This window comes from Perlucidibaca aquatica (genome assembly GCF_001676655.1).
Taxonomy (GTDB): domain Bacteria; phylum Pseudomonadota; class Gammaproteobacteria; order Pseudomonadales; family Moraxellaceae; genus Perlucidibaca; species Perlucidibaca aquatica.
In genome coordinates this window covers 398615-421019 of the sequence record NZ_LZDB01000001.1, presented here as the reverse complement: position 1 = coordinate 421019, position 22405 = coordinate 398615, and the positions used below count along the sequence as shown (strand labels likewise).

Here is a 22405-nt window from a genome sequence, read left to right as displayed (position 1 = left end):
GGCCTGCGAAGCCGGAGACTCAACCCATGAGCTCCGGCATCGACACCCTCTGTAAACGCCTATCCGATTACCTGACACCAGACCAAGTGGCGGACATTCGTCGTGCCTACTTTTTCTCCGAACAGGCCCATCTCGGTCAGTTTCGACGCAATGGCGACCCATATGTCACGCACCCGTTAGCCGTTGCCCATATTTTGTGCGACATGCACATGGACCATCAAAGCTTGATGGCCGCGATGCTGCATGACGTGATTGAGGACACGGGCGTTTCGAAAGAGGCCCTGAGCACTGACTTTGGGCCTGATGTAGCGATGCTGGTGGATGGCGTTACCAAGCTCACCCAAGTGCACTTCAACTCCAAAGCCGAAGCTCAGGCCGAAAACTTCCAGAAAATGATTTTGGCGATGACGCAGGATGTCCGCGTTATCGTCGTTAAGTTGGCCGACCGCCTGCACAATATGCGCACGCTGGATGTGCTGACGCTGGAAAAACGCAAACGGGTGGCGCGCGAAACCTTGGAAATCTATGCCCCCATCGCCATGCGACTGGGCATGAATGACATTCGCATTGAATACGAAGAGTTAGGCTTCCAAGCCATTTGGCCCATGCGCGCCGAGCGCATTCGTGGTGCCGTTCTCGCTGCCCGCGGCCACCGCAAAGAAATGGTCGTCACGCTCGAAGCTGCCTTGAGCGAACGCCTTAAGAGCGAAGGATTGACCGCTCGCGTTGAAGGCCGAGAAAAGCATCTTTACAGCATTTACGAGAAGATGCGCGATAAACGCCGCAATTTCGCCGAAATTATGGATGTTTATGGCTTCCGCGTCATCGTGGAAAACGTCGATGCCTGCTACCGCGCTCTGGGCATCATGCATAATTTGTATAAGCCGATACCGGGCAAATTCAAAGATTACATCGCGATCCCGAAAACCAATGGCTACCAATCGCTGCATACCGTGCTGAAAGGCCCGCGCGGGGTGCCCATTGAAGTGCAAATTCGTTCGGAGGCAATGGATGCCATGGCCAGCAATGGCATCGCCGCACATTGGCTGTATAAGTCGGATGGCTTCACCAACACCTCGCAAACTCGTGCGCGGGAGTGGATGAAGTCATTGCTGGAGCTACAGCGCAACGCCGGGGACTCGCTAGAGTTCATTGAGAGCGTGAAGGTCGATCTATTCCCCGACGAGGTCTATTTGTTCACGCCCAAGGGTCGCATCATGACCCTGCCGCGTGGCGCCACCCCGGTGGATTTTGCCTATGCCGTGCACTCCGATGTGGGCGATACCTGCGTGGCTGCTCGCGTAGACAACCGACTAGCACCGCTCAGTTTGCCGCTCATGACCGGACAAACCGTGGAGATCGTCACCGCACCAGGTGCACGCCCTAACCCGGGCTGGCTCGACTTCGTTGTGACCAGTCGTGCCCGAGCTAAAATTCGCCACTTCTTAAAAGATCAGCAAGGTAGCGAGTCTCAAGATTTAGGCCGACGCCTGCTCGCTAAGGCACTTTCCAATATTGGCGCCAGCCTAGACGCTCTGCCGGAAAAAACGGTGAAAAAAGTACTGCGTGAGCTTGGCATGCAGGAATTGGAAGAGCTGTTAGAAAGTGTAGGGCTGGGCAATCAGGTTCCACAAATCGTTGCTCGTCGCCTCGTGCCCGAGGAAGAGGGCATTCTCGATAAGCTATTTTCTAAGCGCAACGCCGCCGCCAAAGGCATTGCGATTCGCGGCACGGAAGGGCTGGTTGTGTCCTATGCTCGTTGCTGCCGCCCCCTTCCGGGCGATGACATCATGGGCCATCTCAGCGCCGGTCGCGGCATCGTTGTGCATCGCCAGAAGTGCCGTAACATCAGCACGGAGTTGCGCGCCAGCCCAGATAAATGCCTACCGCTTCGTTGGTCCGATAAAATTGATCGGGAGTTTCAAAGTGAATTGCGCATTGCTCTGGTGAATCAACGGGGCTTATTGGCGACCATTGCCAGCGTCGTTACCGATAGCAATGCCAATATCGAGCACATCAGCATCGAAGAAAAGGGCTCTCATCACGGTGTGATGCAGCTCGGCCTCTTGGTAAAAGACCGTATTCATCTGGCTCAGATTATTAAACGTATCCGTGTGTTGACCGGCGTCGATAAAGTTATTCGCGTCAAAGCCTGACGCCGCCATTTTTCTTTCTCTAGGGAGTCGCTATGAATCGTTCCATCATTTCCACGAGCGCTGCACCTGCCGCCATCGGCACTTACTCGCAAGCAGTGAAAGTGGGCAACACCATTTATTTGTCCGGTCAGATCGGCCTGAACCCAGCCAGCATGCAGATGGTGGACGGCATTGAAGCGCAAATCGTGCAGGTGTTTGACAACCTGAAAGCAGTCTGTGAAGCCGGCGGCGCAAGCCTCAATGACATTGCTAAGCTCAATATTTTCTTAACAGACTTGGGCCACTTCGCCCTGGTTAACGAAATCATGGCACGTTATTTTCAGCAGCCTTACCCAGCGCGCGCTGCCATTGGCGTGGCCTCGCTACCCCGTGCCGCATTAGTTGAAATGGATGGCATTGTGGTGGTGCCGGCCTAAGCGCAGCACCACCCTCGCCCAGCGGTTACGGGTTTAGCAGTGGCACGTCCACCGTGCCACTCACCGTCACCGCGGGCACCAAGAGGTCACGCGAAATACTGGTTAAATACTGCAAGTGGTAGCCATAAACCAGCAAGCCCAAGCTCTCGTCAGCGGCCAACTCGTCAGCAACGCCCACCATTCTGATGGTGTGATCGCCCAGCCCACGTACCGGTACGACTTGCTCATCGAGTAAGCGCGGCGCGGCTGAGCCAGACTTTGCACCCCAACCAATATAGACAATTGCATCACAGCCCTTGATGGGGAATTCCGGCGGCAGAGAGCCTGCGAATGCACAGCCATCAACCGGCAGTATCGAGGCTAGTTTAATTTTTAGCTGGCCAATGCCCGCCACCGTGCGGCGCGCTGCGGGCAGGTTTGCCAGCGGAATAAACGTGGGTTGTAGCAGACTGGTCAGGCCCAATAAGGAATTGGCCACCGGCAAGGTGGTGGCTGGAATGGGAACTGCTTTGACCAAGTTTTTGTCTGCAATTTGGTCTGCATTTACCCAAGCCGCTTTTTTATCGTCCAGTGATAAACACACCTGACTTTTCAGCCTATCCAAACCCGCCACAATGGCGGCAGAGCTGGCGACTTTGTTGGGCGGATTCAGCTTTTCATTGAGGAAGGCCAGGGTCAGATCAAAGCGATCTAGGCCTCCGCAAGCATTAGCGCCTGACGGCTTCTGCAGCTCCACCGTACTCAGCCCGGCACCATTTAGCTGATCAGTGATCTGATTGACTGCGTCACCTAACGGCCCCGCTTGCGCCAAGATCGTTTGCGTACCCGGCAAAATATGACCGGACTCATGTGTCATCAAACGGACGTCGCCGCCAAGCGCCTTGTACGCTTGGAAATTGTCCCAACCATTGTTGAAGTCAAATAAGGTATCGCGCATGCCTTGCGAAAACAGAATGCTCACCGGCTTTGGTTTGGTTGCGGGCACTTCGTAGGTTAATAGATCACTCAAGGGAGCCCCCAGGAAGTCCATGGGCTCCTGTGCGCTCGCAGGCTTAGCGTCCGTAAAGTAACGCACGCTGTGGTAATAGAAGAATGGCAGCGCGCCCGCGTGTATCGTGTTGGTTGCGGCACCGCGCAGCAGCGTTTCTTTTAACACCGGATCTAAGCCGCCAATTAGTTTCTCGCTCGCACCTGCTTCTCCACCCACGGCTAACAGAGCCACCCAAGCCGACTTAATGGTGCTGTTGGGATTCAGGCTATAACGCAAATCATGCGGGGTAATGTCCGGCGTTAATGCATCCAGTCGCTGCTTAGGATCCATGTTGTGAATCAACATTTGATACATGCCGCCATAACTGCCGCCAGTAGAGCCGGCAACTAGGTTGAAGTTCACATTATCCGTGGTGTCTTGCGCCAGATAATCGAGATTTTTCTCGGCCCAATCCAAGATTTGCAGCAGATCTTTACCTTCGGCATTGGGGTCCATGACGCGCACGGTGCCCGTGCTTTCACCAAAGCCACGCTGGTCAATACTAATAACGGCATAACCGTTGTTTTGTAGGCGCTCGAGAAACGTACCGGCGGGGTCAATCGTACGCGAGCCGCCAAAGCCGTGACCTTGAAGGACGAGGGGGTTACCCTCCGTACAGTTAATGACTTTTGGTTCAATGACTTCAAAGCTAATGACCTTGCCACTGGCCGAGGTCAATTTCACTTGATGATGGCGGCCACCCGTTAAATTAGCTTTACGGGCACACGAAGCTTCGTTGGCATTTTCTGGCGTTTGCTGCGTCCGATTGGGCACCTTGAAGCTCGCCACACGCTCCGATTTAGCCCCCGTTTCACCCTGAGGATCTGGCTTATTTTCAGAGCCGCTGCCACACCCATAAAGTGATAACGCCACAAGTGCTGCGGAAATCATGCGCAACTGCATACTGCCCCTCACTGGCCAGAAATAGCCAAATTGTTTTATTTATGTGGCGGGATGGTAATGCGATTGCCTTAATCGAGCCATCAAAGAAATGTTAATGCGCTTCTCGAGCTGCCAATACCTGCAACAGCACCTGCAAATAGCCCTCTCGAAAACTCGGGTAACGCAGTGCATAGCCACTGGCACGTAATCGAGTATTGCGCAGTCGCTTTCCCCTCTGGGCGCTGATTTCAGTCACTTCAGGAGGCACCGCGCAGCCCAGCTGCTGCGCCAGCCAAGTCAGTACCTCATGCTGCGCACTGGGCGCATCATCCACGCCGATATAAGTGTCGTGCAGTGTTTCGCCACGCAAGGCCAGCATCGCGAGATGGGCTAGAAAGCCTGCGGCATCCTCCACGTGTATGCGATTGCTCCACACCGGCGGCTGTGACTGCATGGCGCGCCCCGAACTAACCCAACGCAATAACCAATGCCGCCCCGGACCATACAGCCCGCCAAAGCGCACCAGGGTGCACGGGATTGACGATGCCTTGGCCACCGCTTCCGCAGCAATTAGCGCGTCGGTGGTTGGGCTGCTGGCATCGACAGGCGTGTTGTCATCGATCCAACCGCCATTTTGTTCGCCGTAGACGCTGGTTGATGACACCCAAAAGTGACGAATCACGTTCTGCCCTTCTAGGGCCTGAAGCAGATGACGTGTGCCTTCCACATACACTCGACGGTACGCCGCTTCGCCGGACTCACCTGGGCTCAGGGCCGTAATGATCACGTCTAGGTTCTCTGGCAACTGCGTCAGGGTTTCTGGGCGTGTGACATCAGCGACCAGTGTTTGCACGCCCGCTAGAGGCTGCCGTTGTTCGGGCATGGACCGACGTAACGCCCAAACACGATGGCCCTGCTCGGCCAAAAGCACCGCAACGCGGCCACCCACATCGCCCGCACCCACGATTAATATTCTTGCCATAGAATTCCCAAACTCATAGGTTTTGGCTACTGTTCATTGAAACCAATTCGTGTGATGGCCCATGACACTGACCGAGCTTCGTTATTTAGTCACCTTAGCCCAAGAGCGCCATTTTGGCCGCGCGGCTGAGCGTTGCCATGTGGCGCAACCGACGCTGTCGGTGGCCATTCGCAAACTCGAAGAATCGCTCAATTTGAGTATATTCGAACGCCATCGTCATGGGGTTCTCGTCACACCTGCCGGCGAAGCCGTCATTGCCCAAGCGCAAGTGGTGCTAAATGAAGCGGAAGCACTCACGCATCTTGCCAATCAGGCCAGAGACGAATTTGCCGAACCCCTGCGTGTCGGCGCCATTTTTACGCTGGGGCCCTACTTATTTCCGGCCTTAATACGGCAACTCAGAGCCAATGCCAGCCCTTTAAAGCTGTATTTAGAAGAAAACTATACCCATGTGCTTGATCAACAACTCGCCAATGGCGACTTAGACGCCATTCTGGTGGCTCTGCCCTTCGAGCCACCGGAGACGCGTGTCGTGGCCTTGTTTGAAGAGCCCTTTAGCTTGTTAATGTCGGCGCAACACCCTTGGGCGAAACGCCGCAGCATTAATAGTAGTGAGGTCAGTAACAGCCCGCTCTTGATGCTCGGTGAAGGCCATTGCTTCCGAGACCAAGTGCTAGAGACTTGTGCCCTGAGCAGTGCCGCCGGCAGCATCCGTACCGGCAGCTCGCTCATGACGCTGCGTCATATGGTTGCCAACGGCCTGGGCAGCACGTTTATCCCGGCTATTGCCGAACCTTACCTAGTAGACGACGACGTTATTTCTCGGCCGCTCAAACCTGCCCCTATGCGCCAAATCGTACTTGCCAGCCGCTACCGCTTCCCGCGTCGGCGCGCCTTAGAGGCACTCACACAAGCCTTGCAATCGTTGCAACTCCCGGGCGCTGTTCGTCTCACATGACATCGGCCAGCGGTTTTCTTCACTCGCTGCCCATGCGTCAACTCCGTGGCGTAGGCCCGGCGCTGGCTGAAAAGCTCGCGAAACTAGGCATTAATACGGTTGAAGACCTGCTGTTTCTTCTCCCTCGCCAATACGAAGACCGTAGTCAAATCACGCCCTTCGGCGCGTTGATTCCTGGCATGACCACCTTGGCCGAAGGCGAAGTGAAGCTCGCGGATATCGCACTCGGTCGCCGCCGCGCCTTGCTCGTTCGTCTGCGTGACCACACGGGCGGACTCACCCTGCGCTTTTACCATTTCCGTCAAAGTCAAAAAGAAAGCTACCGGCCAGGTCTGCGCGTACGCGTTTTTGGTGAGGTGCGCCTGGGCCCGCTAGGGCCAGAAATGGTGCATCCTGAAGTCGAGTTCCTGAGTGAAGAAACGGCGTCGCCCGAGTCCGGCCTGACCGCCACGCTCACGCCGATTTACCCGTTGGTGGATGGCCTGACGCAACGCCGATTGCGGGAGCTAATGGCACGAGCCCTGCCCCTGCTGGATCAAACCGATGCACTGGTGGATGTGCTGCCCGCGCGCAGCAGCGGCGGTTGGACCTTGGCCGATGCCCTGCGCTATGTGCATGCGCCACCGCTCGATAGCGACCGCCGTCGCTTGCTTGCGGGCGAGCATCCTGCGCAACAACGATTAGCCTTCGAGGAGCTGGTGGCACATCAGCTCAGTCTGCTGCAACGGCGCCAGCGTCAACGACAGTGGCCCGCGCCTGCCTGCACCGACAGCGCCCAACTCAGTGAACAGTTTCTTCACCAACTGCCCTTTCAACTGACCCACGGTCAGCAGACGGTACTGCACGAAATTCGACACGATCTGCAACAACCCACGCCTATGCTGCGCTTGGTTCAAGGGGATGTAGGCTCTGGCAAAACCGTGGTAGCCGCACTCGCTGCCTGCCCGGTACTCGCCGCTGGTTACCAAGTGGCCATCATGGCCCCCACGGAAATTCTGGCAGAGCAACATCGCCAGCGCTTTCAAAGTTGGTTCGAGCCCTTGGGCATTCCGGTGGGATGGCTGGCCGGCAAAGTCACCGGCAAGGCGCGACAGACTCAGCTCAACAGCATCGCTTCGGGCGAGTGCCGCCTGGTCACCGGCACGCATGCCCTGTTTCAAGACAGCGTGCAATTCGCCCGATTAGGTTTAGTGATTATTGATGAGCAACATCGCTTCGGTGTTGAGCAACGCTTAGCGCTGACCCGACGCGGCCTGGCCAGCGGATTCGCACCCCATCAGCTCATCATGACAGCCACCCCCATTCCGCGCACGCTGGCCATGAGCGCCTATGGCGATCTCGATACATCCGTGATTCAGGGCTTGCCACCGGGCCGACAACCCATCCAGACCGTCGTGCTTCCCGCCACCCGACGCGACGACCTGATTACGCGTATTGCCCATCATGTCGCCAGTGGCCAGCAGGTGTATTGGGTGTGCACATTGATTGAAGACAATGAACAAATCCAAGCGCAAGCCGCAGAGGTCGCGGCTGATTTGCTGCGGGAGTCTCTGCCCCATCTCGCCATTGGCTTAATTCATGGCCAGCTCAAAGCGGCTGACAAGGCCGCCATCATGGCCGCCTTCGCGAGTGGTCAGATAGCCGTGCTCGTCGCCACCACCGTCATTGAGGTTGGCGTGGATGTGCCCAACGCCAGTCTCATGGTGATTGAAAATCCGGAGCGCTTAGGTCTGTCTCAGCTCCATCAATTACGCGGGCGTGTGGGTCGAGGATCGGCGGCAAGCTTCTGCGTTCTGCTTTATCAAACCCCGTTATCCGGCCTCGGACGCGAACGCCTGCAAATTCTGCGCGACTCGCAAGATGGTTTTGTCATTGCAGAAAAAGACCTTAGTTTGCGCGGTCCTGGCGAGGTGCTGGGTACTCGCCAAACCGGAGATATCAGTTTTCGCATGGCGGATTTGCTGCGTGATCAACACTTGCTAGAACCGGCTCGCGTGCTGGCAGAACACCTCATGCGAGATAACGCTAGACTTGAGCAAGCACTCCTGCAACGCTGGGTTGCAGAAAAAGACCATTACGCGACCGTTTAAACACAATTCCAACACAATGCATGGGCTTTGCACTTCCCGTGCCGACTATCGATTGGTAAATTGTTAATCGTACTTTTGTTCAATGGATGACGATATGCCCCTATCGCGTTTGAATCGCTTAGTGATGCTCTGCTTATGTGCAGGCATTTCGGTGGCGTATGCTGCCCCTAGCATCAAAGGTGATCGCAGCACCGTCTCCTTGGCGCAAACTCGCTTGGAGGCCCAGCGCGGCTCTCCCGAAGCTCAATACAACTTTGCTATTTTTTACTACAACGGCGATGGCTTGGTGCGTAATCGCACTAAAGCAGCCGAGTGGTTTACCAAGTCGGCTAAACAAGGCTTAGATCGTGCGCAATACAACCTAGGTGCGCTGTATTTCAGCGGCTTAGGTGTGGAGCGCGACTATAAAGTGGCCAACACCTGGTTCCGTCTGGCTGCTGAGCAAAACTACCCGCCAGCCCTCTACGCCCTAGGCATGTCTTACTACGAGGGCAAGGGTCTTCCCCAGGATCGCCGCAAAGCCGCAGAGCTACTCACCCGTGCAGCAAAACGAGGCTCAGCCCTCGCGCAAAACAACCTAGGCCTGATGTATGACCAAGGTGTTGGTGTACCGCAGGACAAAGGCAAGGCCGCGGACTGGTATGAAGAGGCTGCCGATCAAGGCGTCGTAGAAGCACAATTTAACTTGGCGCAGATGTATTACAACGGTGAAGGGGTTCGTCAGAATCGCCGCAAGGCTGCCCGTTGGTTTGAGCAAGCGGCGAATCAAGGCTATGCCAAAGCCATGTCACGCTTAGGCGATATGTACTTAACAGGGGATGGCGTGGAGCAAGACATTGATCGTGCCCGCACGCTGTACAAGCAAGCCGGGGCTGCAGAGCAGCGCTAACCCGCTTCCCCTCTGCATAAAAAATGCCGGCACATGCCGGCATTTTCACTGACGGTTCCCGCGGACTGATGGTTCCGCGGTGGGCTTAAGCCAAAATTGCTGGCAGCGCCTTGGCCATTTCCGATTTCACTTTCATATCGGTGGCATAGCTACCCGTTAAGGCAAACCCCAGCAGGTCGCCATTAGCCGCCCGGAAGCTGGCTTTCACATTGGCACCATCCGCTTCCACTTCCCAAGCACCTTCGGTATTCGGGGCCACTGGCGAGACTACAATCGGGCAAATCGGTGTCTTGATTTGTACCGGCATGGCGGGGTAGCTCACCGGCGTGGCTTCACCGGCCAAGGTTTTGGCCAAAGCACGTGCTGCGGCCATTAGCGGCAACACATACATCAGCACTTTACCGGACACCTCGGCGCAATCACCTAACGCATAGATGTGCTCGTCGCTGGTACGCAGCAAACGATCGGTCACGATACCGCGAGCCGTCTCTAGACCTGCGGCCTGAGCTAACGCAACACGCGGGCGCAAACCAATGGCAGAGAGCACCACATCGGCTGCGACGGACTTTCCATCCGATAGCGTGACGCTCACGCCATCACCGGCCAGATCGACCGCTGTCACACCTGCAAAATGGAAGTTCACACCGAGGGAACGCAAACCTTCCGCCACCGCTGCCGAGGCGCGCTCGGGCAGTAACGTCGGTAATGGGCGACCCATAGGCTCGACCAGCTCCACCGCAAAACCACTGGCGGACAAGTCATTGGCAAATTCACAACCAATCAGACCGCCACCAATAATGAGTACGCGCTTACCGCTCTCACCAATAGCAGCACGGAAACGAGCGTAGTCTTCCAAGTCGTTAACCGTGTAGACGCGCTCGCCGCCGTTACCACCCAGTGGTGGACGGAAAACGTCAGCGCCTACCGCCAGCACGAGGTCACCATAGGCCAGCGTTTCGCTGCTGCCGTCGGCGGCCTGAACGGTGATCGTCTGAGCGGCACGGTCAATCGCGGTGACGGCGACATGCGCATGCACGGTCGCCTTCAGTTGCGTGGCCATGTCTGCGGCGGATGCCATCGCAATAGCATCTGCCGTTTTGCCCTTGCTCAGTCCGTTCGACAGCATGGGCTTGGAGTAGCTGCGCCCATCATCCTGCGAAATCAGCACGAGCTCGCGCTCGGCATTGAGCTTGCGGTATTCACGGGCCAGCGTGTAACCGGCCAGACCTGTACCGAGGATGATTAACGGGCGCATGACTTAGATCTCCACCATTTCAAAGTCATCTTTACCCACGCCACAGTCTGGGCACAGCCAATCTGCTGGAATGTCATTCCACGAGGTTCCGGCGGGAACGCCGTCCCACGGCATGCCTACGGCTTCGTCATAAATGAAACCACATACGATGCATTGCCACTTCTTCATGATTTACCCCTGATTCATCAAATTCGTTTCGGATTTATGATCGCCACTGTGACAGCGTCGATACGGTACGCGCGCCAGCTGGCACATGCAATTCGGCGCGCTATGTTACATCAAACCCTTACATCAAACACTGTCATGCTTGAACGTTCGCCAACACCTGCTTGTAGTGATTGGCATGGCGCTCTTCGACCTTAGCCAGCGCGGCAAAACGCTTCTCGGCTTTTAGCAGCGCCTGCTGGAACCACTGGGCGTGCTCCTGCGACTCAGCAATCTGCTCGCTAAACTCTTGGATGGCATCGGCGTTGTTCTCCGCCACCGCGGTTTCGCGAAACTTAGGGTACATTTCGGTGTACTCGTAGGTCTCACCGGCAATCGCCGTTTCCAACATGTTGGCGGGCGTGAGCGTTTCTTTGGGATAGAGAATATCGAGGTGACCAAAGGCGTGCTGGATTTCCTGTTTCGCTGTTTCCTCAAACGCGGCGGCAGTGGCTTCATCGCCCATGGCACGAGCCACTTTGGCAAAGTAGCTGTACTTCATGAAGGCCATCGACTCGCCAGCGAAAGCGGCTTCCAAGTTTTTCCCGGTCACGGTAACGTTGATTTTCATGCTGCATACTCCTCGTAGAATCGGCTGCGAACAGGGGCTAGCTGCTCGGTACAAGGGCACTTTAACCAGACCCAAAAACAATAGAAAATATATTATTTATAATTAAATGATAGCCAATGGCTATGGCTATAAGCTTCGTTAGCTTGCGTCCCCTGAAACACATCGTCATGCTCGCGCCATCATGCAAAAACACCGCACGCATTGGCATCACCCAGCGCTCTGGCTTCCGTCGACACGGCACTGGCAAATTGCTCCCCCCACGCAATGGCGAAGCTGGCTCAAGGAGCCCGGCTCGCTCACCGCGCGCCTGCAACGCAAAGCGCAGGGCCAACTACGCGTACGCGTTTTACACGAGGGCTGGGCGCTGCCGCATCGCGAAGAGCGGGCGCAATTGGGTTTGGCTGCTGGCCAATTGGCGTGGATTCGTGAGGTTCAACTGATCTGCCAGAACGACGTGTGGGTTCAGGCCCGCTCCATTTTGCCGCGCAGCAGCCTCATCGGCATGGGGCGACGCTTAACGCGGCTGGGCAATCAATCTCTGGGCAGCGTTCTTTTCCGCAACCCGCAATTGGTTCGCGGCGACATTGCTTGTGCGCAAATTCTGTTGCGGAATCAATTATGCTGGGCGAGGCGATCACGCCTGTCTCTGCAAGGCCATCCGGTCTTGGTCGCAGAGGCCTTTTTACCTGCGCTTTTGGACTGACTCGCTATGGCCTCTTTCGCTTCGCGCCTGCCCGATTTTATTGCCCTCATGCGACTCGATCGCCCCATCGGCATTTGGCTGTTGCTCTGGCCTACGCTGTGGGCCGTCTGGATTGCAGGCGACGGCCATCCCAGCCTGTCTATCGTGCTGATTTTCACCCTAGGCGTGGTGTTTATGCGCTCCGCCGGCTGTGTCATTAACGACTATGCCGATCGGCATTGGGATGGCGAAGTTGCACGGACGGCAGATCGTCCACTGGTCACCGGCCGTGTCAGTGCGAAAGAGGCCCTGCTGCTGTTTGCGCTCTTAGTCGGCCTCAGCGCCTCGCTGCTGCTCTGGCTAAATCGCGAAACGTTTTATTGGTCTTTTGGCGCATTGGCCTTAGCCACGCTGTATCCGTTTATGAAGCGCTACACCTATTTACCGCAAGTGGTCTTAGGCGCCGCGTTTTCGTGGGCCATCCCAATGGCCTTTGTGGCCCAAGGCAAATCACCCGATGCCCTGTGCTGGCTGCTATACAGTGCCAACCTAGCCTGGACTGTGGCCTACGACACACAATACGCGATGTGTGATCGCGACGATGACCTGAAAGCGGGAATCAAATCCACCGCCATTTTGTTTGGTGAGCTCGACTTGCTCATGGTTGGCCTGCTGCAAGGCCTGTTTTTAGTCGGCTTGCTCCTGCTGGGGCAACAGCTCAGCCTAGGCTGGCCTTGGTATGCGGGCCTGCTGGCCGCTTTCATACTGTTTGCTTTGCAGGCATGGCAAACTCGCGCTCGAGAACCCCAAACCTGCTTGGATGCGTTCAAAAATAACCATATTGTCGGATTGGTCGTTTTTATCGCACTCTTGGGCGGATGGCTTTTTCACGCCACGACATGAAATAGTAATATTTCCGTCATGAAATCTGCGTGTAATGAGAGTGTCACTTCACTCACGGTAAACCGTCACATGAAAAACGAACGCATTTTAATCGTCGATGATGAAGCCGCTATCCGCGAGATGATCGCTATCGCCCTGGATTTAGCCGGCTTTGAGTGCATTGAGGCCGAAGATGCCCTGCAAGCACATCACCTGGTCGTCGATGAGCGCCCTGCCCTGATTTTGCTCGACTGGATGTTGCCCGGCATGACCGGCATCGAGCTGGCGCGTCGCCTCAAGCGCGACGAGAACACCAGTGAAATCCCCATCATCATGCTCACCGCGCGCGGCGAGGAAGACAACAAGATCCAGGGCCTGGATGCCGGCGCCGACGACTACATCACCAAGCCGTTCTCAACCCGTGAGTTGATCTCGCGAATTAAGGCCGTACTTCGCCGCTCCAGCGCATTGAACCAGGAGAAGGCGATTGAGGTTGAAGGCCTGAAGCTCGACCCGGTCAGCCACCGGATTACCGCGCACGACAAGCCCGTGGAAATGGGCCCAACCGAATACCGTCTGCTGGCCTTTTTCATGAGCCACCCCGAGCGTGCCTACACGCGCACACAGATGCTCGATCAGGTCTGGGGCGGCAATGTCTATGTTGAAGACCGGACCATTGATGTTCATATCCGCCGTCTGCGCAAAGCGCTGGAGCCCTTCGGCTTCGAACGCTTTATTCAGACTGTTCGCGGCACCGGCTACCGCTTCTCGACGCAAGTCGAGGATCGCGCTGAGGCGCCGTGAAGCGATATCTCCCCGAACGCGAAACCAGTGAGCTCCTGTTAGCCATCGTTGCTGCAGGCGCGGTCGGCTGGTTTTTTGGTATTGCCGGATGGACAGTTGCCGCCGTCTTGGTGTTATTTCTCTGGCGCTCACTGCGCGATCTTGAGCGTTTACGTGAGTGGTTGCGCAACCCGGAGCAAGACGTTCCAGACAGTAAAGGCAGCTGGGATGAAGTCTTTCAGGACATTTATCAGCTGCGTCGCAATGAGCGTCGATCACGCGACAATCTGCTCAATATTATCGAGCGCGCGCGCGCGTCGGTTTCAGCCCTTGAAGAGGCCGTCACACTCATCGACAGTGCGGGTAATTTGGAGTGGTGGAACCCCGCCGCGCAAGCCTTGCTGGGCATACGCCCGCGAGACCGAGGCCAACCCATCCTTAACCTCATTCGTACGCCCAGCTTTAATCGCTACTTCCAACACGGCCCCTATGAAGAAGGCCTAAAAATGGCATCGCCGCGAACGCCGGGGCAGCAACTGCAATTCGAAATTACCCGCTTCGGTGATAACGACAGGCTCATGATTGTGTACGACATCACGCGCCTGCATAACCTCGAACAAATGCGCAAAGATTTTGTCGCAAACGTGTCGCATGAGTTAAGAACTCCACTAACCGTGCTCAGTGGTTACTTAGAAACGCTCAACGATCAGATCGAAGATTTCGCGCCGCGCTGGACGCGTGCATTGAGCCAAATGCAGCAGCAAGCCACGCGCATGAATAACCTGGTGAATGACCTACTCATGCTGTCTCGCTTAGAGAGCCAGCCGGAAGATCGCGAACCGCAATGGGTTGATGTGCCTAGACTGCTGCGCCAAATCCATCACGATGCCGAGGCGATGGCCAAGCCCAAAGGTCAAAGTGTGACGCTGGAAGTTGAGGACGGCCTGTGTCTGCTGGGACGCGAAGCCGACTTGCGCTCGGCCTTTTCCAACCTGGTCACCAATGCCGTTAAGTACACGCCAGACAACGGCCTGATTCATGTGCGCTGGTGGTCTGACAGCCAAGGCGCGTACTTCCGCGTTAGCGATAACGGCATTGGTATTGACCCTGTTCATGTGCCTCGCCTCACCGAACGCTTCTATCGCGCCGATGCCGCCCGCAGCTCAGCGACCGGCGGTACGGGTCTGGGGCTGGCTATCGTTAAGCATGTGTTGATGCAGCATAAAGGACATCTCGATATTCACTCCGACCTGGGCAAAGGCTCGCGTTTCAGCTGCATCTTCCCCTCATCGGTTATTGCTGGAACTATCGAACACTGACTTTTCCTTCGCCAAGCGCACGAGGCCCCCATGCAGTTTCATGACAGCGCCATCCCGTTTTAAGGGCATAAAAAAACCGGCGATACGATCGCCGGTTTTTTTAACGCACTTAGTTTTCGAGCTTGCGTTGCACCTGCTCATAGCTGCTGTGACGCACATCCGCACCCTTCACCAAGAAGATTAACTGCTCGGAGATATTGCGGGCGTGGTCGCCAATGCGCTCCAGCGAACGCAATACGCCCATGACATTGAGCACGCGCGAAATAGCGCGTGGGTCTTCCATCATGTAAGTCACCAGCGCACGCGTAGCGGTCTTGTACTCGATATCGATTTCGGCATCGGCCTGCATGACCTTGAAGGCCTGATTGGCATCGAAGTGCGCGAACGCATCAAGCGCTTCGTGAATCATTAAGCGCACCTGATTGCCGATGTGACGACATTCCAGGTAGCCACGCGGCGACTCGCCTTCTTCGCACAGCGAAAGGGCTGCGCGCGCGATCTTCGCAGCTTCATCGCCCATGCGCTCAAGGTCGGTAATGGATTTACCAATGGCGATAATCATGCGCAAATCGGATGCCGCTGGCTGGCGACGCGCCAAAATACGGATAATTTCTTCGTCAATGCCCGACTCCATCTGGTTGATGCGACGGTCATTGTCTTGCACCGATGCCGCCAGTGCCGAGTCGGCATCCAGCAAGGCGTTAATGCTGTCAGTAACTTGCTTTTCGACCAGACCACCCATGGCGAGGAAGTGGGTACGAACTTCCTCCAGCTCTGCGTTGTACTGGCCGGAAATGTGGTGAGCGTAATCTTTGCTTTGCATGGTCTTAGCTCCGCCTTATTAACCGTAACGGCCGGTGATGTAGTCTTCGGTTTGTTTATTTTTCGGGTTGGTGAAGAGCGTATCGGTATCACCGTGCTCCACCATCTTACCGAGGTACATAAAGGCAGTGTAATCGGACACACGCGCAGCTTGTTGCATGTTGTGCGTCACGATGAGGATGGTGAAGCGCTCACGCAGCTCATGAATAAGCTCTTCCACTTTCAGCGTGGAAATCGGGTCTAGTGCCGAACAGGGCTCATCGAGCAACAGCACTTCGGGCTCTACAGCAATGGCGCGGGCAATGACCAAACGCTGCTGCTGTCCACCAGACAGGCCAAGCGCAGACTCGTTCAAACGGTCTTTCACTTCGTCCCAGAGGGCCGCGCCTTTCAGCGAGTTTTCCACCACTTCGTCGAGCACACGCTTATTGTTTTGGCCTTGCAAACGCAGACCATATGCGACGTTTTCATAGATCGTCTTCGGGAATGGGTTGGCTTTTTGGAACACCATCCCAACACGACGACGCAAATCGGTGATGTCTACCGAACGGTCAAAAATGTTCTGGCCATCGAGCTTGATTTCGCCATTGATGCGGCAGCCATCAACCAGATCATTCATGCGGTTGAAGGTACGCAACAGCGTCGACTTACCGCAACCGGACGGGCCGATGAATGCTGTCACGCGCTTTTTCGGAATCTTCATGTTGACGTCGAAGAGCGCCTGCTTGTCGCCGTAGAACAAGTTCAGATTGTGTGTTTCCACACACACTTCTTCGCTGCCTAACTGCAGATGGCGGCTGGTACGACCCATTGCGCCATCGTCGTTGCCAGTCATGTTGTAACCCTTGCTTGCAGTTACTGGGGTGTCATTAGTCATGGGCTTGTCCATATCGAAACTCATCGCTCTTCTCAGGATTCTGTCAGGTTGTGATGGCTGGTGTCTCCACCAGCCGTCCTAATTAGTTTTCCAGGGCCTTGTACTTTTCACGCAAACGGTTACGCAGGCTGATTGCCGATAGGTTAAGCGCAACCACCACCGTCACCAGCAGGAACGCGGTGGCGTAAACCAGCGGACGTGCCGCTTCAACGTTGGGGCTCTGGAAACCGACGTCGTAGATATGGAAGCCCAAGTGCATAAACTTACGCTCGAGATGCAGGAACGGTGCATTCATGTCGAGTGGCAGTGTGGGAGCCAGCTTCACCACACCCACCAGCATCAGCGGCGCTACTTCACCAGCTGCACGGGCAATTGCCAGAATAACACCGGTCAAAATCGAGGGCGTTGCCATGGGCAGAATGACGCGCCACAAGGTTTCAGCCTTGGTTGCACCCAGTGCCAACGAGCCTTCCTTAAGCGCACGCGGAATACGCGACAAGCCTTCCTCGGTCGATACAATCACCACCGGCAAAGTCAGCAAGGCCAGGGTGATGGCCGCCCAAAGCAGGCCTGGCGTGCCGAATACAGGCGCTGGCGAGGCTTCGGGGTAGAACAGGGCATCAATATTGCCGCCCAAGAAGTACACGAAGAAGCCCAAGCCAAACACGCCATAAACGATGGATGGCACACCGGCGAGATTGTTTACCGAGATTCGGACGATTTGCGTAACCATGCCCTGGTTAGCGTATTCACGCAGATAAATTGCCGCGATCACGCCCAACGGCGTGACCAGCACCGTCATCAACAACACCATCAGCACGGTGCCAAAGATGGCAGGGAAAATGCCACCCTCGGTGTTGGCTTCACGCGGGTCGCCAGACAAAAAGTGCCAGAGGTTCTTAAAGTAGTGGCCGAGCTTCTCGAGCACGTTCATGGCGTTCGGCTGCGTGGCGGCAACAATTTTATTCAGTGAAATATCCACTTCGTTGCCTTGCGGCGTCACGAAGGTCGCGCTGTCGCGCGTGCCCTGCTGCTTTAAGGCATCCAGTTGTTCGGCGAGTTTGGCGTAACGGGTATTCAGGGCATCACGCTCAGAGGCAATACGAGCAACTTCCGCCTCTGTGAGCGCGTTTTCCAGTTGCAGACGCTTCTCTTCCAGACGCAGAGATTCTAGGGCGAAGTTGATGCTACCAATCTCACCCTTTTCAATGGCGGTCATGTCCGCCAGCAAATCATTGCTACGATCCAAGCGATCTTGCAGCGCGTCCCACGCGGCGGGGCCTGATGCGACTTCGGTGCCATTCTCGCTCACCGACTTTAGGCGGCCATAGAAGCTACCCCACTCAAAGCGCTCCAACACCACGATGTCTTCTGGGTATTTCACATTGCTCAGAGTGTCGGCAAAGACCCAGCGGAAGTCTGGCTGGCCTTGGTCACGATTACCCTGCTTAATGGAAATACGCTCCACCGCCGTGATGCCTTGGGGCACTTCAATACCGGATTCGGCTAGGCGTTTGGCAGTGTCCGTTTTGCTGTCATAAATTTCGCCAACAACCGTTTCAATTTGGCTGCTGCCCGGCGCCGAGTACTGTGCCTGCACCACATCAGCCGGCCAGAAGTAGCCCAAGCCGCGCACCGCAATGAGGCCAAGTACGCCCAACACCATGATCAGGCAGATGGCGACCGTGCCGGCATTGAGCCAAACGTAGGCCTCTCCGGATTTAAAATATTCACGTGCTTTCATGAGTCAATCCACTTCCCTTACAGAGAGCCGTACTTTTTACGCAGGCGGTTACGCACCACTTCTGCTGCGGTGTTCAACACGAAGGTCAGCACAAACAGCACGAAGGCCGACAAGAACAAGACGCGGAAGTGGGTAGATGCCACCTCAGCCTCGCCCATTTCAACGGCCACGTTCGCCGACAGCGTGCGCATGCCTTCGAAGATGTTCCAATCCATGACCGCCGTATTACCCGTGGCCATGAGCACGATCATGGTTTCGCCAATGGCGCGACCAAAACCAATCATAACGGCCGAGAAAATACCGGGCGATGCTGTGGGTAGCACCACGCGCGTTAGGGTTTGCCACTGCGTAGCACCCAGCGCCAAGGAACCATTCGTCAGATGACGAGGCACTGCGAACAGCGCATCTTCGGCAATGGAGTAGATGCTAGGAATCACCGCAAAGCCCATGGCCAAACCCACAATCAGGGCATTGCGCTGGTCGAAGTTCAGACCAGTTTCAGATTCCAACCAGAGGCGAACATCGCCACCGAAGAAGGCCACTTCAATGGGCTTGGACATAGAAAACGAGAACCAGCCAATCAGCAGAATCGGCACGATCAGCAGAATTGGCGTCCAACCTTCGCTAAACAGGCGCTTTTCTTGCGGCAGTCGCGACCAGAGCATGCCGAATAACAAGATGCCCAGTGGAGTCAGAATTAACAGGCTGAAAATACCAGGCAGGCTAGCTTCGATAGTGGGTGCTAACCACAGGCCCGCTAAGAAGCCCAAAATAACCGTCGGCAGCGCGCCCATCAGCTCAATGGTCGGCTTCACTTTGCGGCGCAGCGCAGGTGCCATGAACATGGAGGTGTACATCGCACCAAAAATCGCCAGAGGTGCTGCCAAGACCATGGCGTAGAACGCGGCCTTGAAGGTACCAAAGGTCAGCGGCATTAAAGACAGCTTGCCCTCGAAATCAATATTGCCGGAAGACGATTGCCACGTGTAAGAAGCTTCTGGATACGACTCGTACCAGACCTTGCTCCACAGCGATGACATCGACACATCGGGATGCTCAGATTCCAACGCCCAGAAGCTAAAGGCATCTTCCGACTGCACTAAAATGCCTTGCGAGCGGGGCGATACTGACAGCACACGAATGGGCGTCGTCGAAACCTGTTCTTGCCCGATGAGGCGTTGCGAAGTGGTGTAGTAATACGACATCACACCTTTTTTATCGCCCGCCACAAAGCCTTTACGGCCCGGCTCACCGGTCAGCGCAGTGATGGGCGCATCGCCCAACTTAACGCCACGAATTTTGGTTAGCTCAAACTTTTCGCCATCGGCGGTTTCTTTACGTACTTGAAACCATTGGCTGGCCTGACCTCGGCTATCGCCAATAATCAGCGAGATATTGCCTAGCAGTGCCGTCACCGCAGTCACATCAACGCCGGGCTCAGCCACGGTAATTTCTTGATTTAGGACCGGCTCATTGCGCAGGCTGTAAATGGCGAGCTGATTGCGATCATGGAACACATAGCCCCAAACACCGTCTTGGCCCAACACGATTTCCGTGATGGGTCCGCCGCTATAGGGCAGAAGCGTCCGCTCGGTTTGGGTGAGCGCGGCCTCACTGCCCTCGCTTGTTTCACCGAAGCCCAGCGACAGGCCACCCGCTTCTTCGCCACCGCTCATTTCAAAGGTCAAACGCTCTAAGCCCTGTGAAGTCTTTGCGAGCACGACCAGTTTGCTTTCGTCGCCACGCACATAGAACGTTGTCAGTGGCTGGCTATCAGCATTAATGACAATGGGCTGTTCGCCATACGGATACTCTAACGAGGCAGTGACCTGACGCGCGTTCGTGGCCTCATCGAATTGCGTGGTGTACTGAGGCTTGGCTACGAGTAGCTGGCCGTTGGATAAACCAAAGCCGATCAGCCCCGATAACACGGAGCCTTTTTTAATGGATGCGACCGTCACGCCTTCAGGCAACGGCAGGGGATTACGCGATAAAAGCGTGCCGGACTTGGCATCAATCACGTCGTATTGACCGTCGGCCTGGATACGCAGGCCACGGGAGTTGTACTCGTCAGCATCGAGGTAAAGCGATGGCGTGGTCGACGCCACGGAACTACCTTTTGTTAAGTCACTGCCTTTGAGCAGCGGCCAAACCTCATACAGCAAGTAAAAGAAAATGAGCAGAATAGACAAGATGACGGTCACACCGCCCATGCCAATCGTGATGTTGGCCAGCTTATCTTTGAAGCGCCGTTGGCGTTGCATCAAAAGCCGATTCTGAGTGGTGGCTGATACCGCAGGTGTTTTGTCCATCACGCAACCCTATAAGACGAGGTGGTCTACTTCGTTTGTTGGCGGCATTTTAAGACGCCATTGTTACAGTTGCACTTCAAAACAAACGGGGGCAATGCCCCCTTTTGTTTTACCACACATTAACCGGTTGAAAATTCGTCGATTACAAACCTAACATCTTACGAATTTTCTCAGCCTGCTTTGCTGGCAACGGGATGTAACCGTCCTTCTCAACCACGGTTTGACCCTGCTTCGACAGCACCGACTTCAGGAACTCAGCTTCCAGCGGTGGCAGCGGCTTGTTTGGCGCCTTGTTGACGTATACGTAGAGGTAACGCGCCAGCGGGTAGTTACCGCTAAGTGCATTCTTCTCGCTTGCATCGTAAAACTCACCGTCTTTACCCTGCAGCGGAACAGCGCGTACGCCGGACGTCTTGTAGCCGATACCCGAGTAGCCAACGCCGTTAATGGAGCCGGAAACCGACTGCACAACCGATGCAGAACCTGGCTGTTCGTTAACGTTGGTTTTGAAGTCGCCTTTACACAGAGCATTTTCTTTGAAGTAGCCGTAAGTACCCGACACCGAGTTACGACCGTAAATCTGCATGTCTCGGCTGCCCCAAGCACCCGTCATACCTAGGTCGCCCCACTTGTTCACGGACTTGCTCAGGCCACACTTACGTGTAGAGGAGAACACCGCATCCACTTCCTGCATGCTCATGGACTTGATGGGGTTGTCCTTGTGTACATAAACAGCCAGCGCGTCGATAGCCACCGGAACGGCGGTTGGCTTGTAGCCCTTAGCTGCTTCAAAGGCCTGAATTTCGTTGCCTTTCATCATGCGCGACATCGGGCCGAAGTTAGCGGTGCTCTCTGTCATTGCGGGTGGCGCTGTGGAAGAACCGGCACCTTGAATCTGAATATTGATGTTGGGATACATCTTTTTGAAATCTTCAGCCCACAGTGTCATCAGGTTGTTCAGCGTGTCCGAACCAATGCTGGTCAGGTTACCCGACACACCAGAAGTTTTCGTGTAAGCAGGCAGTTTAGGGTCCACGGCGGCTTGTGCCGACAGGGAAAGGCCTAGGCCCATAGCAACAATCAGTGTCTTCGCGTTCATTTTTACTCACTCCGCAAGGGGGTTAATTCGCTACGGTGCAAATCTTGACGGCGAATTGTGAACATAAGATGACAATATCTTGACCGCTAGGCGATACCGGCTGTCGTCATTTCGTCATATTTCTCTCGCAGAATCCTGTCTGTTTGCACAACTCTTCTACTGATATGGAGCAACCTTACGATGATTCGTCGCCTAGCATTAACCACTTTATTGGCCATCAGCAGCGCTGCGTTCGCCAACACAGACTTCAATAAAGCCGGCTTTGAGGCCCATGTTGAAAATGGCCGCCTCTGGGTATTTCAGGCCAACTCCCCTGAACTCGCTGCTTTCAAAGCCCAAGGCGAGCCTGCTGTATCGGTTTCACGCATTGGCGAAGGCCCCGAAGGCATGACGGTTCGCAGTCACAGCCAAGAGGTCATTGAGGCTTACTTGTCCGCCAAGTAATTCGTCGC

General features: G+C 55.5%; 20 protein-coding genes. 10 read left to right on the top strand and 10 right to left on the bottom strand.

Going from position 1 to position 22405, the window contains the following annotated elements:
* Positions 1–26: 26 nt before the first annotated feature.
* Together spoT and A8710_RS02050 are read left to right on the top strand one after the other, a co-directional pair.
* Entirely contained in the window at positions 27–2156 is a 2130-nt protein-coding gene (gene spoT, locus A8710_RS02055) for a bifunctional GTP diphosphokinase/guanosine-3',5'-bis pyrophosphate 3'-pyrophosphohydrolase (RefSeq protein WP_068857808.1), read from the top strand.
* A 32-nt stretch (positions 2157–2188) separates the two neighbouring features.
* Positions 2189–2572, top strand: coding sequence for a RidA family protein (locus A8710_RS02050; protein ID WP_068857807.1), 384 nt, complete (start codon positions 2189–2191; stop codon positions 2570–2572).
* A gap of 25 nt (positions 2573–2597) precedes the next feature.
* On the opposite strand, the gene A8710_RS02045 is transcribed toward A8710_RS02050, so the two are convergent.
* Together A8710_RS02045 and A8710_RS02040 are read right to left on the bottom strand one after the other, a co-directional pair.
* Positions 2598–4505 carry an alpha/beta hydrolase family protein gene (locus A8710_RS02045; protein ID WP_068857806.1) on the bottom strand — a complete coding sequence of 636 codons (1908 nt, stop codon included), beginning with the start codon at positions 4503–4505 and terminating at the stop codon, positions 2598–2600.
* Positions 4506–4596: 91 nt separating this feature from the next.
* Positions 4597–5466 carry an SDR family oxidoreductase gene (locus A8710_RS02040; protein ID WP_068857805.1) on the bottom strand — a complete coding sequence of 290 codons (870 nt, stop codon included), beginning with the start codon at positions 5464–5466 and terminating at the stop codon, positions 4597–4599.
* A 61-nt stretch (positions 5467–5527) separates the two neighbouring features.
* On the opposite strand from A8710_RS02040, the gene A8710_RS02035 reads away from it, so the two are divergent.
* The 3 genes from A8710_RS02035 (at position 5528) to A8710_RS02025 (ending at position 9403) form a co-directional block, all read left to right on the top strand.
* Positions 5528–6424 (top strand): LysR substrate-binding domain-containing protein, encoded by an 897-nt coding sequence (locus tag A8710_RS02035; protein ID WP_068857804.1) that lies wholly within the window; start codon positions 5528–5530, stop codon positions 6422–6424.
* Positions 6421–8514, top strand: coding sequence for an ATP-dependent DNA helicase RecG (gene recG, locus A8710_RS02030; protein ID WP_068857803.1), 2094 nt, complete (start codon positions 6421–6423; stop codon positions 8512–8514). Before A8710_RS02035 ends, recG begins: the two co-directional genes overlap by 4 nt.
* A 94-nt stretch (positions 8515–8608) precedes the next feature.
* Complete coding sequence (locus A8710_RS02025) at positions 8609–9403, top strand: tetratricopeptide repeat protein (RefSeq protein ID WP_068857802.1); 795 nt, start codon at positions 8609–8611, stop codon at positions 9401–9403.
* A gap of 85 nt (positions 9404–9488) precedes the next feature.
* On the opposite strand, the gene A8710_RS02020 is transcribed toward A8710_RS02025, so the two are convergent.
* From A8710_RS02020 to A8710_RS02010, 3 genes are all read right to left on the bottom strand, one after another.
* On the bottom strand, positions 9489–10658 hold the full coding sequence (locus A8710_RS02020) for an NAD(P)/FAD-dependent oxidoreductase (RefSeq protein ID WP_068857801.1): 1170 nt from the start codon (positions 10656–10658) through the stop codon (positions 9489–9491).
* Positions 10659–10661: 3 nt separating this feature from the next.
* Positions 10662–10826, bottom strand: coding sequence for a rubredoxin (locus A8710_RS02015; protein ID WP_068857800.1), 165 nt, complete (start codon positions 10824–10826; stop codon positions 10662–10664).
* A gap of 133 nt (positions 10827–10959) precedes the next feature.
* Positions 10960–11433 (bottom strand): rubrerythrin family protein, encoded by a 474-nt coding sequence (locus A8710_RS02010; RefSeq protein WP_068857799.1) that lies wholly within the window; start codon positions 11431–11433, stop codon positions 10960–10962.
* A 181-nt stretch (positions 11434–11614) separates the two neighbouring features.
* Between A8710_RS02010 and A8710_RS02005 the strand changes: the two genes are divergently transcribed.
* The 4 genes from A8710_RS02005 to phoR all read left to right on the top strand — a co-directional run bounded on the left by A8710_RS02005 (position 11615) and on the right by phoR (position 15099).
* Positions 11615–12136 (top strand): chorismate--pyruvate lyase family protein, encoded by a 522-nt coding sequence (locus A8710_RS02005; protein ID WP_068857798.1) that lies wholly within the window; start codon positions 11615–11617, stop codon positions 12134–12136.
* A 6-nt stretch (positions 12137–12142) separates the two neighbouring features.
* Entirely contained in the window at positions 12143–13018 is an 876-nt protein-coding gene (gene ubiA, locus A8710_RS02000) for a 4-hydroxybenzoate octaprenyltransferase (protein WP_068857797.1), read from the top strand.
* A gap of 69 nt (positions 13019–13087) precedes the next feature.
* Positions 13088–13801 carry a phosphate regulon transcriptional regulator PhoB gene (phoB, locus tag A8710_RS01995; RefSeq protein WP_068857748.1) on the top strand — a complete coding sequence of 238 codons (714 nt, stop codon included), beginning with the start codon at positions 13088–13090 and terminating at the stop codon, positions 13799–13801.
* A complete protein-coding gene (phoR, locus tag A8710_RS01990) occupies positions 13798–15099 on the top strand; it encodes a phosphate regulon sensor histidine kinase PhoR (protein ID WP_068857747.1) in 1302 nt (433 codons plus the stop codon). Before phoB ends, phoR begins: the two co-directional genes overlap by 4 nt.
* Before the next feature lie 109 nt (positions 15100–15208).
* Here phoR and phoU read toward each other — a convergent pair whose 3' ends face one another.
* The 5 genes from phoU to A8710_RS01965 form a co-directional block, all read right to left on the bottom strand.
* On the bottom strand, positions 15209–15922 hold the full coding sequence (phoU, locus tag A8710_RS01985; protein ID WP_068857746.1) for a phosphate signaling complex protein PhoU: 714 nt from the start codon (positions 15920–15922) through the stop codon (positions 15209–15211).
* Positions 15923–15940: 18 nt separating this feature from the next.
* On the bottom strand, positions 15941–16798 hold the full coding sequence (pstB, locus tag A8710_RS01980; RefSeq protein ID WP_068858134.1) for a phosphate ABC transporter ATP-binding protein PstB: 858 nt from the start codon (positions 16796–16798) through the stop codon (positions 15941–15943).
* An 82-nt stretch (positions 16799–16880) separates the two neighbouring features.
* On the bottom strand, positions 16881–18542 hold the full coding sequence (pstA, locus tag A8710_RS01975) for a phosphate ABC transporter permease PstA (RefSeq protein ID WP_068857745.1): 1662 nt from the start codon (positions 18540–18542) through the stop codon (positions 16881–16883).
* A gap of 17 nt (positions 18543–18559) precedes the next feature.
* Positions 18560–20806 carry an ABC transporter permease subunit gene (locus A8710_RS01970; RefSeq protein WP_227512980.1) on the bottom strand — a complete coding sequence of 749 codons (2247 nt, stop codon included), beginning with the start codon at positions 20804–20806 and terminating at the stop codon, positions 18560–18562.
* 190 nt (positions 20807–20996) lie between these two features.
* Positions 20997–21953, bottom strand: a complete 957-nt coding sequence (locus tag A8710_RS01965) for a PstS family phosphate ABC transporter substrate-binding protein (protein WP_068857743.1) — start codon at positions 21951–21953, stop codon at positions 20997–20999.
* 180 nt (positions 21954–22133) lie between these two features.
* On the opposite strand from A8710_RS01965, the gene A8710_RS01960 reads away from it, so the two are divergent.
* The gene (locus A8710_RS01960; protein ID WP_082968595.1) at positions 22134–22397 is read left to right on the top strand and encodes a hypothetical protein; all 264 of its coding nucleotides are present in this window, start codon (positions 22134–22136) and stop codon (positions 22395–22397) included.
* Positions 22398–22405: the final 8 nt, after the last annotated feature.

Coding starts and splice junctions, on each gene's coding strand:
- recG (WP_068857803.1), top strand. CDS start 6,421: ATGACATCGGCCAGCGGTTTTCTTCACTCGCTGCCCATGCGTCAACTC.
- phoU (WP_068857746.1), bottom strand. CDS start 15,922: ATGCAAAGCAAAGATTACGCTCACCACATTTCCGGCCAGTACAACGCA.
- A8710_RS02010 (WP_068857799.1), bottom strand. CDS start 11,433: ATGAAAATCAACGTTACCGTGACCGGGAAAAACTTGGAAGCCGCTTTC.
- A8710_RS01960 (WP_082968595.1), top strand. CDS start 22,134: ATGATTCGTCGCCTAGCATTAACCACTTTATTGGCCATCAGCAGCGCT.
- pstB (WP_068858134.1), bottom strand. CDS start 16,798: ATGACTAATGACACCCCAGTAACTGCAAGCAAGGGTTACAACATGACT.
- A8710_RS02020 (WP_068857801.1), bottom strand. CDS start 10,658: ATGCGCCCGTTAATCATCCTCGGTACAGGTCTGGCCGGTTACACGCTG.
- A8710_RS02005 (WP_068857798.1), top strand. CDS start 11,615: ATGCAAAAACACCGCACGCATTGGCATCACCCAGCGCTCTGGCTTCCG.
- pstA (WP_068857745.1), bottom strand. CDS start 18,542: ATGAAAGCACGTGAATATTTTAAATCCGGAGAGGCCTACGTTTGGCTC.
- A8710_RS02040 (WP_068857805.1), bottom strand. CDS start 5,466: ATGGCAAGAATATTAATCGTGGGTGCGGGCGATGTGGGTGGCCGCGTT.
- phoB (WP_068857748.1), top strand. CDS start 13,088: ATGAAAAACGAACGCATTTTAATCGTCGATGATGAAGCCGCTATCCGC.
- A8710_RS01965 (WP_068857743.1), bottom strand. CDS start 21,953: ATGAACGCGAAGACACTGATTGTTGCTATGGGCCTAGGCCTTTCCCTG.
- A8710_RS02035 (WP_068857804.1), top strand. CDS start 5,528: ATGACACTGACCGAGCTTCGTTATTTAGTCACCTTAGCCCAAGAGCGC.
- A8710_RS02025 (WP_068857802.1), top strand. CDS start 8,609: ATGCCCCTATCGCGTTTGAATCGCTTAGTGATGCTCTGCTTATGTGCA.
- ubiA (WP_068857797.1), top strand. CDS start 12,143: ATGGCCTCTTTCGCTTCGCGCCTGCCCGATTTTATTGCCCTCATGCGA.
- A8710_RS02050 (WP_068857807.1), top strand. CDS start 2,189: ATGAATCGTTCCATCATTTCCACGAGCGCTGCACCTGCCGCCATCGGC.
- spoT (WP_068857808.1), top strand. CDS start 27: ATGAGCTCCGGCATCGACACCCTCTGTAAACGCCTATCCGATTACCTG.
- A8710_RS02015 (WP_068857800.1), bottom strand. CDS start 10,826: ATGAAGAAGTGGCAATGCATCGTATGTGGTTTCATTTATGACGAAGCC.
- A8710_RS01970 (WP_227512980.1), bottom strand. CDS start 20,806: ATGCAACGCCAACGGCGCTTCAAAGATAAGCTGGCCAACATCACGATT.
- A8710_RS02045 (WP_068857806.1), bottom strand. CDS start 4,505: ATGCAGTTGCGCATGATTTCCGCAGCACTTGTGGCGTTATCACTTTAT.